General features: G+C 72.3%; 11 protein-coding genes. 8 read left to right on the top strand and 3 right to left on the bottom strand.

What is annotated here, in order from left to right:
- Position 1: 1 nt before the first annotated feature.
- Positions 2-2,641, bottom strand: a complete 2,640-nt coding sequence (locus tag H4W80_RS09030) for an alpha-L-rhamnosidase (RefSeq protein ID WP_192784668.1) — start codon at positions 2,639-2,641, stop codon at positions 2-4.
- Between the two features lie 2 nt (positions 2,642-2,643).
- Positions 2,644-3,927 carry an MFS transporter gene (locus H4W80_RS09025; RefSeq protein WP_192784667.1) on the bottom strand — a complete coding sequence of 428 codons (1,284 nt, stop codon included), beginning with the start codon at positions 3,925-3,927 and terminating at the stop codon, positions 2,644-2,646.
- Positions 3,928-4,091: 164 nt separating this feature from the next.
- On the opposite strand from H4W80_RS09025, the gene H4W80_RS09020 reads away from it, so the two are divergent.
- The 7 genes from H4W80_RS09020 (at position 4,092) to H4W80_RS08990 (ending at position 12,749) form a co-directional block, all read left to right on the top strand.
- Positions 4,092-5,069, top strand: coding sequence for a LacI family DNA-binding transcriptional regulator (locus H4W80_RS09020; protein WP_192784666.1), 978 nt, complete (start codon positions 4,092-4,094; stop codon positions 5,067-5,069).
- A 134-nt stretch (positions 5,070-5,203) separates the two neighbouring features.
- Complete coding sequence (locus tag H4W80_RS09015) at positions 5,204-6,664, top strand: serine/threonine-protein kinase (RefSeq protein ID WP_192784665.1); 1,461 nt, start codon at positions 5,204-5,206, stop codon at positions 6,662-6,664.
- A gap of 126 nt (positions 6,665-6,790) precedes the next feature.
- On the top strand, positions 6,791-8,797 hold the full coding sequence (locus H4W80_RS09010) for a GxGYxYP domain-containing protein (protein WP_192784664.1): 2,007 nt from the start codon (positions 6,791-6,793) through the stop codon (positions 8,795-8,797).
- A 141-nt stretch (positions 8,798-8,938) separates the two neighbouring features.
- A complete protein-coding gene (locus H4W80_RS09005; RefSeq protein WP_192784663.1) occupies positions 8,939-10,003 on the top strand; it encodes a cellulose-binding domain-containing protein in 1,065 nt (354 codons plus the stop codon).
- Between the two features lie 174 nt (positions 10,004-10,177).
- Positions 10,178-11,017: a universal stress protein gene (locus H4W80_RS09000; protein WP_192784662.1), complete on the top strand. Its 840-nt coding sequence runs from the start codon at positions 10,178-10,180 to the stop codon at positions 11,015-11,017.
- A 47-nt stretch (positions 11,018-11,064) separates the two neighbouring features.
- Positions 11,065-12,162, top strand: coding sequence for a carboxylate-amine ligase (locus H4W80_RS08995; RefSeq protein ID WP_192784661.1), 1,098 nt, complete (start codon positions 11,065-11,067; stop codon positions 12,160-12,162).
- Between the two features lie 101 nt (positions 12,163-12,263).
- Entirely contained in the window at positions 12,264-12,749 is a 486-nt protein-coding gene (locus H4W80_RS08990) for a CBS domain-containing protein (protein ID WP_192784660.1), read from the top strand.
- Positions 12,750-12,754: 5 nt separating this feature from the next.
- Here the strand turns inward: H4W80_RS08990 and H4W80_RS08985 are convergent, their stop codons facing one another.
- On the bottom strand, positions 12,755-13,396 hold the full coding sequence (locus H4W80_RS08985) for a response regulator transcription factor (protein ID WP_192784659.1): 642 nt from the start codon (positions 13,394-13,396) through the stop codon (positions 12,755-12,757).
- 96 nt (positions 13,397-13,492) lie between these two features.
- Here H4W80_RS08985 and H4W80_RS08980 point away from each other — a divergent pair, with 96 nt between their 5' ends.
- Positions 13,493-15,163: a sensor histidine kinase gene (locus H4W80_RS08980; protein WP_192784658.1), complete on the top strand. Its 1,671-nt coding sequence runs from the start codon at positions 13,493-13,495 to the stop codon at positions 15,161-15,163.
- Positions 15,164-15,175 lie beyond the last annotated feature (12 nt).

Raw genomic sequence — 15,175 nt, 5'->3', positions numbered from 1 at the left:
TTCAGTTGATGGGACGTCGTCGAGAGAAACGTCCCGGGCCGGTGTGGAACGTGCTGCCGTCCGGGAAGCGGATCCGTGCCTCGGAGCCTCCGGGCACCTCGACCGCGATGGTCAGGTGGCCGTCCTCGACGTGCCAGTCGACGGCGATCCGCCCCCGCGGGCCGTCGAAGGTGCCCGTGGCCCAGGTGATCGTCTCGTCGAGCACCGGCGCGACCACGAAGGACTCCCAGCCGGCCGACCCCGGCTCCTGCCGCAGGCCGAGGGTGTGGGTGTGCAGGAAGCGGATGACCGCGCCCTTGCTGTAGTGGTTGAGTGACGCCGTGGCCGTGCCGTCCTCGGACACCCCGTCCCAGTCCTCCCAGATGGTGGTCGCGCCCCGGTCGAGCATGCCCAGCCACGAGGGGGACGAGCGCTGCAGCAGCACCCGGTAGGCGACGTCGGGGTGGCCGGAGTCGGCCAGGACGGGCAGCAGGTCGGCCGTCGAGAGGAAGCCCGTGCCGAGGTGCCCGCCGGCCGCGTCGATCAGGGCGACGAGGTGCCGGGCCGCCCGCTCGCGCAGGTCCTCGGGCACGAGCTCGAACGCCAGGGCCCGCACGTAGCTCGCCTGCGTGCCGGCCTTCGTCCGGCCCTCGGCGTCCAGGAACTCCGTCCGCCACGCCCGGCGTACCCGCTCGGCCGTCTCGCGGTAGCGGGCCGCCTCGCCGGCGTGACCCAGCACCCGCGCCACGTCGGCGAGGGTGCGGACGGAGCGGAACAGGTACGCGGTGCCCACCTCGCCCTTGTCCGCCAGGTACCACGCCATGGGATCGCTCATCACGGGATCGATCAGGGACCCGTCCGCCGCGCGTTCCTTCGGCTCCAGCCATTCGCCCCAGTGGAAGGAGCCGTCCCAGACGAACTCCTCGTGGGCGAGCGGCTCGGCCGAACGCTCGACGCGGGAGGGGTGCCGGGCGTCGCGCGCGGTCGCCAGTGCCCACTCGACCCAGCGCCGCATCGCCGGCCAGTTCTCGGCGAGGGCGGCCGTGTCGCCGTAGGTCGTGTAGAGCACCCATGGGACGAGGACGATCGCGTCGCCCCACCCGGCCGAGCCGGTGATCCCGTTCGCCATCGGCTCGTCGTGGACCTTCAGCCGGTTGGCGTCGGGCGAGGAGTTCACCACGCGGCCGTCGTCCAGCTGGTCGTCGCGGACGGAGCGCAGCCACTTGCGGCTGAAGCCGTCGACGTCGTACAGGCGGGCCGCGGTCGGCGCGAAGATCTGGTAGTCGCCCGTCCAGCCCAGACGCTCGCGCGTGGGGCAGTCGGTCGGGAGGTCCACGGCGTTGCCGCGGAAGCTCCAGCGCGCCACCTCGTGCAGCCGGTTGAGGTCGTCGTCGCTGCAGGCGAACGTCGCCGTCGGGCGCAGATCGGTGTGCACGACCCGCATGACGATGTCCGCCGGGTCCACGGCGCGGGAGAGGCGCGCGTAGCGGAAGCCGTGCACGGTGTGCCGGGGCTCGAACACCTCGCCGGGCCGTCCCGAGGAGACGACCTCGTCGCGCTGCACGAACGGGATCGCGGGCTCGCCCGGCCGCCGGCTGTCCAGGTGCGTCGTGGTCAGGTCCCCGGCCGGGTCCAGGTGCTCGCCGTAGTCGATCACCGTACGGGTGCCGGCCGGGCCCAGGCCCGCCAGGGCGATCCAGCCGGAGGCGTTCTGGCCGAAGTCCACGATCCAGGCGCCGTCGCCGTGCCGGGTCACCGAACGCGGGGCGATCCGCTCGATCCGGCGCACCGGCGGGGCCGGTGACCAGCTGATCGGCGGCGCGGTGACCGCGTCCACCAGGACGGGCCGGGTGGCGCCCGGCGGGGCCGTGAAGTCGGTCGTCTGGCCGTTCATCAGGTCGGCCGCGACGATGCTGCCGCGGCGCGAGGTCCAGTCCGCGCCCGTGACGGCGACCGCCTCGGTGCCGTCGGCGTAGCGGACGTGGAGCTGGAGCCGGGCCGCGGTGGTCGTGCCCCACGAGTCGCGCTTGCGCCAGGTGCCGACGCTGCCCCGGTACCAGCCGTCCGACAGCAGGATCTCCAGGTCGTTGCCGCCGCCGCGCAGCAGCGCCGTGACGTCGGCGGCCTGGGCGTACAGCGTGTCCCCGTACGAGGTGGAGCCCGGCGCCAGCTCCGCCGTCCCCACCCGGGTGCCGTTGACGAACGCCTCGTAGACACCGAGCGCGGTGGCGTAGAGCCGGGCGTGGGCGATGTCGCCGCGCAGGTCCACGCCGCCGGCCAGGACGTAGGCCGGGCGCGAGTCCCCGCCGTCCTCCCGCGGGGAGATCCAGCGCGCCGACCAGTCCCGCTCCAGCAGGCCGGACTCGAACGCGTGCCAGGGCGACCAGCCAGAGGACCGCCCGCCGCGACGCGTCCGGACCCGCCAGGCCACGGACTGCCGGCTGCGCAGCGGCGGCAGCGGCCACTCGACGAACAGGTGCCGGGCGGAGACGACGTTCGCCACGCTCCGCTCGACGCCGTCCACGCGGAGCTGGAGGTCGTAGCCGTCCTGCCCGCTCCACGTCCGCGGCAGCTTCCAGGACAGCATCGGCCGCTCCTCGGCGACCGGGAACTGATCGCCGCCACTGGCGATCCGCAGGTCGTACGGCGCGTGCTCGCTCATCCTCATCGCACCGACCGCACCCGCGTGAACACCAGCGACCCGCCGATGAGCGCCAGCACCGCGCCGGTGAGGTAGAGCAGCGTGTAGTTCTTGTCGCCGCCGCTCGCGCCGATGCCGATGACGAACGGGGCGACGAGCGGCGCGACCGCGCTCGGGAGCTTGTGGGCGAACGACACCACGGCCATGTACCGCCCGGCCTCCTCCCTGCTCGGCAGCACCGCGAGCACGATCGCCTGGTCGACCGCGCTGAAGAACGCGATCGCGAGCTGCATCAGCACGGACCCGATCATCAGCACGGGGAAGGAGTACGCGAAGGCCTCCACCAGCGCGCCCGCGACGAAGAACAGCGCGCCGACGAGGGCGAACAGCTTGCGCCGCCGCAGCTTGTCCGACAGGAAGCCGCCGCCGATCGCGCCGAGGGCCGCCGCGGCGACGCCGAGGATCCCGATGACGGCCGCCGCTCCGGCGACCTCCCGCACCGGCAGGTCCAGGCGCTGGGCGTAGAAGAACGTGGTGAACGTCGTGTTGAAGTACAGCCCCATGAAGAACAGCAGGCGCCCCAGCCAGTTCCAGCCGAAGTCGGGGTACTTGCGGGGGTTGAACACGTAGCTGGACGCCAGCGTCCGCGCCGACACGGGCGTGGTGTGGACGGCGCCGCGCGTGTCGTCCTCCTTGCCCACGACGAGGAAGACGCCGAGCAGCACCGCGCCGACGACGCCGGGCAGGACGAAGACGAGGAACGTGTCGCCCGTCACGGCGGTGGTGATCCCGATGCCGACGATGGGGGCGATCTGGCCGGTCAGCCCGGTGAGGCCGCCGATCTTGCCGCGCTGGGCCTCGGGGATGCGGTCGGCCTGCACGTTGAGGATCGCCTGGGAGGCGGTCGCCCAGCCGAGCATCGCGAGGATCCAGCCGGCTCCCACGAGCAGCAGGGTCGGCGCGAGCGCGATGCCGACCAGCGCCGCCAGGCCCAGGACCGCGCCGGCGAGCAGGAAGGGGCGGCGGCGGCCGAGGCGGCTGCGGGTGCGGTCGCTCCAGACGCCGAGCAGGGGACTGAGCACGAGGTAGATGGTCTGGGCGGTGCCCGTGACGTATCCGAGCACCTCCTCGTGCCCGGGGGCGAGCTCGTCGATCCGCACCGCCAGCGAGAACGACAGCGGGACCACGAAGGCCATGGAGATGCCGAAGTTGGCGGCCATCATCCAGAAGACGTAGCCCGCGCTCGCCCTCGGCAGGTCGTCGGGGGTCCGGGTTTCGAGCGGTCCGAGAGAGGGGGGAGTGGCCATGAACACCCTTCCCAAAGCAGTCAGGGTCGAAAGTGCAGCTCATTACTTAAGCGCATCAGTAACCTACCGTTGACCGCCGCAGGGATCGCAAGACGTCTCCCCGTAACAAGTACGCAACGGAGGCGCCCGTCACACAGCCGGCCGGAATCTCCTACGATGCCGACATGAGACGCCCAGCGAAGCGGGTCACCAGCGCCGATGTCGCCCGAGCAGCCGGCGTCTCCGCCGCGACCGTGAGCTATGTGCTCAACGACACCCCGGGGCAGTCGATCCCGGAAGAGACCCGCCGCCGCGTCCTCGACGCGGTCAAGCGGCTCGACTACCGCCCGCGCGGCTCGGCCCGCTCCCTGGCCGCGGGGCGCAGCGACGTCGTCCTGCTGTCCATCCCGCACCTGTCGATCGGCCCCGGCATCAACCGCTTCGTCGAGCAGTTCGCCACCGCCCTGGCCGACGCCGGCCTCACCCTGGTCACCCACCTGGCCGGAGCGCCGGGGCGGCCGCTGCCCGACGTCTGCGCGGCGATCGACGCCTCGGTGGTCGTCAGCCTCGACCCGCTCGACGACGAGACCGTGCAGGCCCTGCGCCGGGCCGGCGCGGACCTCGTCTTCACCACCGAGTTCGAGGCCCACCCCACCATGCGGCTCATGGGCCGCCTCCAGGCCGAGCACCTCATCGACCTGGGTCACCGGCGCCTCGGCTACGCCATGCCCGAGCACCCGCTGCTCCGCAAGATCGCCGGCGACCGGCTGGCCGGGGTCGCCGAGGCCTGCGCGCACGCCGGTGTCGACCCGCCCACGGCGCTCGACACCAGGCTCGACGGCGCCGCCATGGCCCGCGCCGCCAGGCGCTGGCGGCGGGAGTCCGTGACCGCCGTGTGCGCCTACAACGACGAGGTCGCGATCGCCCTCCTCATGGGCCTGCGCCGCGCCGGGCTCACCGCCCCCGGCGATCTGGCGGTCATCGGCACCGACGACATCCCCCTCGCCCAAGCGGCCGATCCGCCGCTCAGCACGATCGCCTTCGACCTGGAGAAGGTGGGCCGTTCCCTGGCCGACGCGGTCGTGGCGAACCTGTCGGGCCGCAAGCCGCGCCTGACGCCGGCCTCGTTGTCCCCGCACGTCATTCACCGCGCCTCCACCTGAAACCGCCGGGAGCGCCGCGCTCGGGCCGATCTTCGCTTACTGTGCATCTCGGGGGAAACGCTGCGGGAGAATATCCGGGCCAGCGCGTACGGAAGTGCGGCGTACCGGGGGAAACACGGAGGATGACGGCGGGAATGAGCACGCAGACGCACGAGCATCTCGGCCCGTACCGGGTGATCGGGAAGATCGGCGAGGGCGGCATGGGGGTGGCCCACCTCGGTCTGGACGGCGCGGGCCGCGAGGTCGCGATCAAGGTTCTGCACCCGCACGTGGCCGCCGATCTCAAGTCGCGCGACCGGCTGTTCCGCGAGGTGGAGACGATGCGGCGGGTGCGCAGCCGCTACGTGGCCGAGGTGATCGACGCCGAGCTGGCGGGCGACCGGCCCTACGTGGTGACCCGCTTCGCCGCGGGCCGCACGCTGGAGGACACCGTGCTGGCCGACGGCCCGCTGGAGGCGCGCGAGGTCGTCAAGCTCGCGCAGGGGCTGTGCCAGGCGCTGGTGGACATCCACGCGGCCGACGTGATCCATCGTGACCTCAAGCCGTCCAACGTCATGCTGGTCGACGGCGAGCCGCTGGTCATCGACTTCGGCATCGCGCATCTGGTGAACGCGGCCCGGCTGACGCAGACCGGGATGTTCGTCGGCACGCCGGGCTACCTGGCGCCGGAGATCATCCGTGACTCGCAGATCACCCAGGCGGCCGACGTGCACGCGCTGGCCTCGACGGTGTTCTTCGCGGCCACGGGGCTGCCGCCGTTCGGGACGGGGACGTTCGAGGCGATCTGCTTCAACACCATGGAAGGCCGGGCGCAGCTCGACAAGGCGCCGGCGTGGCTGCGGGGCTGGCTGAGCCGGGCGATGCAGGTCGATCCGGCGGCGCGGCCCGGCGCGGGAGAGCTGCTGCGGCTGGCCAGGGCGCTCGATCCGGCGGGCCGCCCGGACAGGACCAAGCGGATCGCGAGCGGCACGCTGACCATGGACATCGTCTCCGACCTGCTCCCGCCGGTCGAATACGCCCCGAGCCGCCAGGAGGAGCGGCCGCCGCCCTACGTGCCCGCTCCCGCGCCGACCCTCCACGCCGACCGGCCGCGGGAGCCCCGCCCGGCCCCGCCTCCCGCGGAGCCCTTCGAGCTCAAGCGGTTCCTGGCCAGCAGCGGGTTCGTCGGGGTGCTGATGCTCGTGACGCTGGTGGCGGCGACCGTCGTCATGCCGGTCGCCGTGGGGCTGGTGGCGGCGGCGCTCTCGCTGGCGTTGCGCGCCGGCGATCACTTCTTCGGCGAGAGCGGGCAGCCGTTCAGCAGGTCCGCGCTCGTCGCGGTGGGCCACCTGTTCCTGTCGCTGGCGTTCGGCATCGTCGTCGCGAGCCTGCTGCACCTGTCCGGCCGGGTGAGCGCCAGCCAGGCGGAGTCCCTCGCCGCCGGCGCGTTCACGCTGGGGCTGTTCGTGCTGCCCGGCGCGGGTGTGGTGCGGCAGGTCGCCACGCGCACCCTCGCCCGCCTGCTGCCCGGCCGCAACGCGACCGTGGTGACGGTGGCGGTGATGGGTCCGGTGGCGCTGACCGCGGTGATCGTGGCCCTGGTCCAGGGGCTGTAAGGGACCGCTCCCCGGCGGTGTCCGGGGAGCTTTACACCATGGACAACATCACGTCACGTTGTTACGTTCGAGGACAGTTGACAGCGGTGTCAATCCTTGTCCCCCCATGAGGAGCGGAGATCGTCGATGGTGTCACGACGCAGTTTCCTACGGGCGAACGGCGCGGTCCTCGCGGCCGGCGGCCTCGGCCTCACCTTCCAGGGCCCCGCCGCCGCCCGCACCCTCCCCACCTTCCTGCCGAACTTCGGCCGACCCACCCACCTCGACTTCGCCGACCTCACCACCCTCCACGGCGACGACCAGCTGCTCCTGACCACCCTCCAGGGCGTCGTCAACCGCCGCCGGCCGCGCCTCTACTTCAACTACGACGCCGCCGGACACGACGAGCGCTGGCTGTCCACCACCGGCGCGGCGGTCACCCGTCACGACCGCCCCCTCGACCTGGTCGCCCGCTACCGCGCCGAGGTGCGCGGCGCGATCCTGCACGACCCGGACGTCCCCGACTCCGTCAACGTCGCCACCACCCTGGCCGGCCTCGAGGACGCCGTCGCCGCGACCGCCGAGCAGGCCGCCGCGCACGGCCTGCGCACCGTCGCGGACCTGCGCGGCCGCTTCGACCCCGCCGACGTCCTGGCCACGTACCGCTGGCAGCTCGACCACCTGTTCCCCCGCTGCACCCACGCCCTGCTCGCCGGGCTCCCGCCCACCAGGACGGTGCGGGTGGACGGCGTGCGGTGGCGCGAGCTCGCGCGGGAGAGCGAGCGCGTACGCGACTCCTCCAACCGGGCGGTGCGCACGTTCGACCTGAGCCAGGAGCTGCCGACCGCCCAGGACGGCGTCTACCTGCGCTTCCAGGACTCGCTCGGCGACGACGGCTGGGGCGCGTCGGTGGGCTCGGTGAAGGTGAGCGCGGACGGGACGCAGATCGCGGCGTTCACCCCCGGCACGGACGCCGAGGCCCCCTACCTCTTCGACGGTCTCAACTCCGCCGTCGGCGGCGACGCCAACCGCTTCGCCGACGGCGGCAACTACTTCATCTACCGCTTCACCGCCCCGGCCGGCGCCCGGCAACTGCTCGTCGAGGTGGACCTGTGGAACCAGTACCTGGTCACGGCCACGACGACCGCGCCCACCCGGGTCGAGCCGTTCCCCTACTTCCGCGACTACGCGGTGGCCACCCGCGCCATGGTCTTCTGGCTGCCGCCCAGCGGCGCCACCGGTGAGCTGCTCGACGAGATCTTCGGCCGGGTCGAGCCCGCCACGCCGTACGCGGGCTGGTTCTCCAACGACGTGGCGGGCGAGTGGGGCGGTGTCGACCGGGCCTCGCAGCACGGCGTGGAGGTGGTCCCCGCCGACTACTACATGAACGCCACCGTCCACGCCGGGGTCTCCGCCAGGATCTCCGACCGGGTACGCCCGCGACCGCCGGCCAGGTTACGCGACCGCGTCTATCTCACGCTCACGGTCGGCGAGGGCGACAACATCCAGTACTGCCAGCGCCGGATGCGCGAGATCTGGGACGACCCCAAGCGCGGCGGCGTGCCGGTCAACTGGACGGTCAGCCCGCTGCTGGCCGACATCGGGCCCGCGCTGCTGGCGTACTACCAGCGCACGGCCACCGCCAACGACCTGCTCGTGGCCGGCCCGTCCGGCGCCGGCTACACCTACCCGGGGTCCTGGCCGGCGGCGGCGCTGGCCGCGTACACGCGGCTCACCGGCCGATTCCTGCGCCGTACCGGCATGGATCTCGTTTACGCCTACAACCACCGCCGGCCCGAGGGCGACGGCTGGGTGGCCTTCGACGAGCGCATCGTCGCCGCCTACCGGCGCGACACGCCGGTGCGCGGCATCATCCAGTCGTGGGAGACCGGCGACCTGCTGATCCATCCGGCGGGCCTGCCCGTGATCGGGAACTTCTCGCCGCAGGGCAAGGCGCAGGAGTACCGGGACACGCTGGTGCGGCGGATCGAGGGATGGGACGGGGGCACGCCGCTGTTCATCGCCGGGGCGGTCAACGCCTGGAACTGGACGCCGGCCGACATCGCCGAGCTCGCGGGCCTCCTGGGGGATCCGTTCGAGATCGTCCGCGGCGACACGTTCTTCGCGCTGCTGCGCGAACATCTGGCTGCCTGAAACTTTCAGAGTCCCAAAAGCATTTCCCCACGTCCGCAGCAGCCTTCCGCCCGCGCTCATTGACAGGTTCGGTGCGGATCATCACCGTACTCGTTGTTAAGGTTCACATTTTTCGGGCTCCCCCTCACACGGAGAAGGCGTATGCGCTTACGAGGATTACGCAGGGGCCTCATCGCCGGGGTCCTGGCCGTCTGCATGGCCGGTGCCGCGGTGGCGAGCACGATCACGGCGCACGCGGCCGCGGCCGGCTGCCAGGTCACCTACACCCTGGGCTCGCAGTGGACCGGCGGCTTCAGCGCCAACGTCGCGATCAAGAACCTCGGTGATCCACTCACGAGCTGGACCCTGCGCTGGAGCTTCGGCGCCGCGCAGACGGTCAGCCAGGCCTGGAACGCCGTCGTGACCCAGAGCGGCAGCGCGGTGACCGCCGCCAACGTCGGCTGGAACGGCTCCCTGCCGACGAACGGCAGCGCCTCGTTCGGGTTCAACGGCACGTGGAACAACTCCACCAACCCGGTGCCGGCCACTTTCACCCTCAACGGCGTCACCTGCACGGGCACCGTGACCCCCACGGCGACTCCGACCGTGACCCCGACCGTGACCCCGACGTCGGGCCCGCCGCCGTCGCGGACCGTGCGGGTCTACTGGCTCAAGCCCTCGGACGTGGCCTACGACCAGCGCTACCCGGACGGCATCGCCAAGGTCATGCAGGAGGCGCAGCGCTTCTTCAAGCAGCAGCTCGGCAAGACGTTCACGCTGAACAACCCGGTCGTCGAGGTCGTCAACGGCGACCAGCCGCGGACCTGGTACGAGAACACGCCGAACTGCGGGGAGAAGTACTGGTGGACGGTCTGCAACATGCAGGCCGAACTGCGCCGTAAGCTCGGCCTCGGCGCCCCGGACAACCGCTGGGTCAACGTCGGCGAGATCAGCGCCGAAGGCGACGGCGCCGGTGGCGGCGGCGGCAACGGATGGGTCATCCTCAGCGGACACGACGCCGACGGCGCCGCGGGGATCAACGGTGCGATGAACCGGTGGTACGGCGGAATGGTGCACGAGCTGGGGCACGCGTTCGGCCTGCCCGACGCCACCTCCACCGACGGGACGTGCATGTCGGCGACCTTCTACTCCTACCCGAACTGCGTCTTCAACCAGACCCAGAAGAACGGCATGCTGAACGGCCCGTACGGCAGCTTCCTGACCTGACCGGTGATCCGGTGATGGGCGGCGTGATCAGCGATCACGCCGCCCATCGGCGCGCGCCGGGTGACCGCGTGCGGTGAGCCGGACGATCAGGTCGTTGGCCCCGCCCGCGAGGGACTTATGGCCCTGGGGTGGCGAGGTCGCGCGCGGTGCGATGGGGGGAGAGGGGGGACCGAAATGATCATTGCAGGTGTCGACGGATCGCGGGCGTCGTGCGCCGCGGTGGCCTGGGCGGTGGATGACGCGAAGCGCCGGCACGAGCCGTTGCGCATCGTGCACGCCGTGAACCGTGATTCGTACCGTTTTTCGAGGTTCCACGCCGCTCCCGAGCCGGACGTGCTCGACCGCATGGCGCAGACGATGGTCACCGAGGCGGCCGAGCTGGCGAGCGAGCGGCAGCTGGACGTCGAGATCTCGACCGAGGTCGTCGAGGGGCCCGCGGCGGTGGCGCTGCGTGAGCAGGCCAAGGACGCGACCGAGATCGTCATCGGCAGCCGGGGGCTGGGCGGGTTCGAGGGGGCCCTGCTCGGGTCCGTGAGCCTGCACGTGGCCGGTCAGGCGCACTGCCCGGTGGTCGTGGTGCGGCCCGAGCAGGAGTCCGTACGCGGTGAGGTGGTGGTCGGCGTGGACGACTCGCCGGAGTGCGAGCCCGCGCTCGAGTTCGCCTTCCGCCAGGCCGAGCTGCGCGGCGGCCCGGTGCGCGCGATCCACGCCTGGCAGCCGCCGGTGCAGTTGTACGCCCCGCAGGTCAACTACGACCCCGACGACATCACCGCGGCCGCCAACCAGGTCGTGGCCGCCAGGATCGCCCGGTTCCGGGAGGCGTACCCGCGGGTGGAGGTGATCGAGGACGTGCGGCGCGCCCACCCGGTCGACGCCCTGGTGGCCGCTTCGGCCAAGGCCGCGCTGGTGGTGGTCGGCTCGCACGGGCGCGGAGTCATCCGCTCGGCGCTGCTGGGCTCGGTCAGCCACGCGGTCCTGCACCACGCCCGCTGCGTCGTGGCCGTGGTGCGGTAGGAACGGGTCGATCGCCCCGTACGCAGATCGCTTCCGGGGAGGTTGCGATGAGAGCGGATGGCACCGCCACCCCTGTGGTCCGGACGCTGACGGTGGGCGTTGAAGAGGAGTTCTTGCTGCTGGACCAGGCCGAAGGCCGCCCGGCCCTGGCCGCGCCGGCGGTTCTGACGCTGCTCGGCGGCGATCCGCACATCAAAGCCGAGGTCATGCGCTACCAGCTCGAAACGGTCACCGGCGTGTGCACGGACCTGGCGCAGGTGGCCGAGGAGCTGTCCCGCCACCGGACGCTCGCCGCACGCGCGGCGCGGGAACTGGGCTGCCATCTCGCCGCGTGCGGCATCCCCCCGCGGCACATGCCCGGTTTGTCCGCTCTGACGGCCGACGACCGCTACCGGGCGCTGGCGGCCCGCCATGGAGGCCTGGTCGCGGGCTCGGGCACCTGCGGCTGCCACGTACACGTCGGCGTCTCCTCCCGCGAGCTGGGCGTGCAGATCCTCACCCGGCTCCGGCCCTACCTGGCCACGCTGCTGGCGCTCAGCGCCAACTCTCCCATCGCCGGCGGCGGGGACACGGGCTGGGCCAGCCGCCGCTACCGGCAGTGGAGCCGCTGGCCGACGGCGGCGCCTCCCCGGGCGTGGCGGTCGGCGGCCGACTACGACGCCGCCGTGTGCCACCTGATCCGCCGCGGCCGTGCCCTGGACGAACGGAGCGTGTACTTCCACGCCCGGCTGTCGCCGCGCTACCCGACCGTGGAGCTGCGGGTCATGGACACCTGCCTCTCGGTCGAGGACACTGTGCTGCTGGCGGCCATGGCGCGGGCACTCGTCGCCCTGGCCCTCGCCGACATGACCCGAGATGTGCCGATCAAGGCGCTGAGCGACCGGCAGATCGTCGCCGAGCTGGCCGCCGCCGCCCGGCTCGGCCTGGACGCGCTCGCCCTCGACCCGTACACGGCGCGGGCCCTGCCCCAGCGCGACCTGCTGGAGATGCTCCTGCCGCGCCTGCCCGAGCCCGAACCGATCGCCCTGCTGCTCAACCGGCTCGCCCGCCGGGGGACGGGCGCGGCCCGGCAGCGGACGATGTGGTCCCAGGCGGGCACGCCCCGTCGATTCGCCCAGTTGCTCGCCGACGCGACAATCCCCTGAATCACGCGAGATCGGGACCAACGTCACCCCCATTCGGGACTTCGTCCCCGGGCGCGGCGGGCTCGCCGCCGCGAAGGTAGAGGTGGGAGAAAGGAGGGGTCATGACGGTCGAAATGCTGGCCGCCGAGCGGGTGATGAGCCGGGTCCTGGTGGCGGTCAAGCCGGACGAGTCACCGTTGATGGCCTGGGAGCTGATGCGCCGCGCGGACGTGCATCACCTGCCGGTGGTCGAGGGGCGGCACGTGTTCGGCATCCTGACGCGCGAGCAGGTGGCGATGTCCTGGTCGGGCGGTCCGGAGGAGCAGTCCAGCCGTCAGGTGCGGATGCTGCTCGGGTGCCAGCGCAGGCCGGTGGTCCGCCCGGACACCCCGCTGACCAGGGTCGCGGCGGCGATGCTGGACGCCGGGTGCGATGCCGTGCCGGTGGTCGACGGTGGCGGGCTGATCGGCCTGGTCACGGCGCACGACGTGCTGCTGGCCGTCGCCGGGCGTCTGCGCCCCGCCGAAGGGTCCCATGAGGTGGTCACCGGGATGTTCCACCTCGAACCCGTCCTTCCCCCGGCCTCCACCGCGGGAGACGTGCCCTGAACGGGTTATTCGGGACGGTCGTCCCGCAGCCGCGCCGCCAGCGCGGCGGCCTGGGTGCGGCGCTGCATGTTGAGCTTGGCCAGCAGGTTGGACACGTAGTTCTTGACCGTCTTCTCCGCCAGGAACAGCTGCTCGCCGATCTGCCGGTTGGTCAGCCCCTCGCCGATCAGGTCGAGGATGTGCCGCTCCTGGTCCGACAGCGCGGCGAGGGGATCCTTCCTGGCGGCCTGCTCGCGCAGGCGCTGCAGCATGGCGGCGGTGGTCTGCGGGTCGAGCAGCGACTGTCCCAAGGCGACCGTGCGGACGGCGCCGACCAGGTCGGAGCCGTGGATCTGCTTGAGCACGTAGCCGGCCGCCCCGGCCATCACCGCGGCGAACAGCGCGTCGTCATCGGCGAACGACGTCAGCATCAGGCACGCCAGCCCCGGCACCCTCGACCGCACCTCGCGGCACACGTCCACCCCGCTGCCGTCCGGCAGCCGCACGTCCAGCACCGCCACCTCGGGCCTCAGCGCCGCGATGCGGGCGATCGCGGACTCGGCCGTGCCGGCCTCTCCGATGACCTCGATGTCGTCCTCGGATTCCAGCAACGCGGCCACGCCCCGCCGGACGACCTCGTGATCGTCGACGAGGAACACACGAATCACACCTACGACGCTATCCGATGCCAGGAGCACCGTGGGAGGCGCCGCGCCTGACCTGGTGCGACACTTGAAGATGTGGAGAGCGAGCACCATCCGGTGATGCCACACGTGCGGCTCGACGAGCTGCTGGCCGAGCTGCAGGTACGGCTCAACACCGTGCTGGCCACCCGGGACCGGGTGCACGTACTGCTCGAGGCCGTGGTGTCGGTGGGCAGCGAGCTCGATCTGGAGACCGTGCTGCGCCGCATCGTCGAGACCGCGACCAAGCTCGTGGACGCCAGCTACGGCGCGCTGGGCGTGGTCGGCCACGAGAGCACGCTCGTCCAGTTCATCCCGGTGGGGCTGACCGAGGAGGAGATCGCCAGGATCGAGCACTGGCCGCACGGCCTGGGCCTGCTCGGCCTGCTGATCAAGGACGCGCGGCCGCTCAGGCTGGGCCGCATCGCCGACCACCCGGAGTCGTACGGCTTCCCGCTGGGACATCCGCCGATGGGCACCTTCCTCGGCGTCCCGATCCGGGTGCGCGACGAAGTTTTCGGAAACCTTTACCTGACCGAGAAGCGCGGCGGCGGCGAGTTCGACGAGGAGGACGAGGCCATCGTCGTGGCGCTGGCCACCGCGGCCGGCGTCGCCGTGGACAACGCCCGGCTGTATGAGATGTCCCGGCGGCGGGAGACCTGGCTGCAGGCCTCGGCCGAGGTGACCACGCGCCTGCTGTCCGGCACCGACCCGCGTCAGGTGCTGAGCGTGGTGGCCGGCTCCGCCCTGGCCATGACCGATGCGGACCTGGTCGAGGTGCTCCTGCCGGAGCCGTCGAGGCAGTCGCTGATCGTGGAGTCCGCGGACGGCGAGGGCGCGCAGGAGCTGCTGGGCGCCGTCTTCGTGGTGTCGGAGACGCTCGCGGGCGACGTGTTCGTCCAGGGCGAGCCGATGTCCGACCCGGACATGCAGAGCGGTCCGCGCCCCGGCTCGCCGCTGCGGCGGCTGGGTTACGGGCCGGTGATGATGGTGCCGTTGGGCGGTGCGCCGAACGTACGCGGGGTGCTGGTGCTGGCCAAGCGGAGCGGGCGGTTGCCGTTCAGCGGGGCGGACGAGCAGATGCTGCAGGCGTTCGCCGGTCAGGCGGCGATCGCCCTGGAGCTGGCCGAGGCGCGCAGGGACGCCGAGCGGCTCAGCCTGCTGGAGGACCGCGACCGCATCGCCAAAGATCTGCACGATGTGGTCATCCAGCGGCTGTTCGCCACCGCGATGACCTTGATGAGCACGATCCGGCTGGTGGAGCGGCCGGAGGCGGCCAAGCGGGTCCAGCACGCGATCGACGAGCTGGACGGGACGATCCGGCAGATCCGCTCGTCCATCTTCGCGCTGCAGGGCTCCGTCGAGCAGGGCGCTCCGAGCCTGCGGGGCCGGATCGTGGAGCTGGTGGAGGGCGCCGCGGGCCATCTGGGCTTCATGCCGGGCCTGCGTATGGAGGGGCAGATCGACGCGCTGGTGCCCGAGCCGGTCGCCGATCATCTGCTGGCCGTGTTGCGCGAGGCCCTGTCCAACGTGGTCCGCCACTCCCGCGCGACGCGCGCCGACGTCCTCGCCGAGGTCGTGGGCGCCGAGCTGGCGCTGGTGGTCACGGACAACGGCGTCGGCCTGGGGGAGACGGCACGCCGTAGCGGTCTGCGCAACATCGAGGAACGCGCCACCCGGCTGGGCGGCAGCGCGGAGCTCACGACGCCCGAGGCGGGCGGGACCCGGCTTTGCTGGCGGATCCCCCTGTGAGAGCGGCTCCGG

This window comes from Nonomuraea angiospora (genome assembly GCF_014873145.1).
Taxonomy (GTDB): domain Bacteria; phylum Actinomycetota; class Actinomycetes; order Streptosporangiales; family Streptosporangiaceae; genus Nonomuraea; species Nonomuraea angiospora.
Note: the sequence above shows the minus strand (reverse complement) of the source record. Positions and strands in the feature narration are given on the sequence as shown.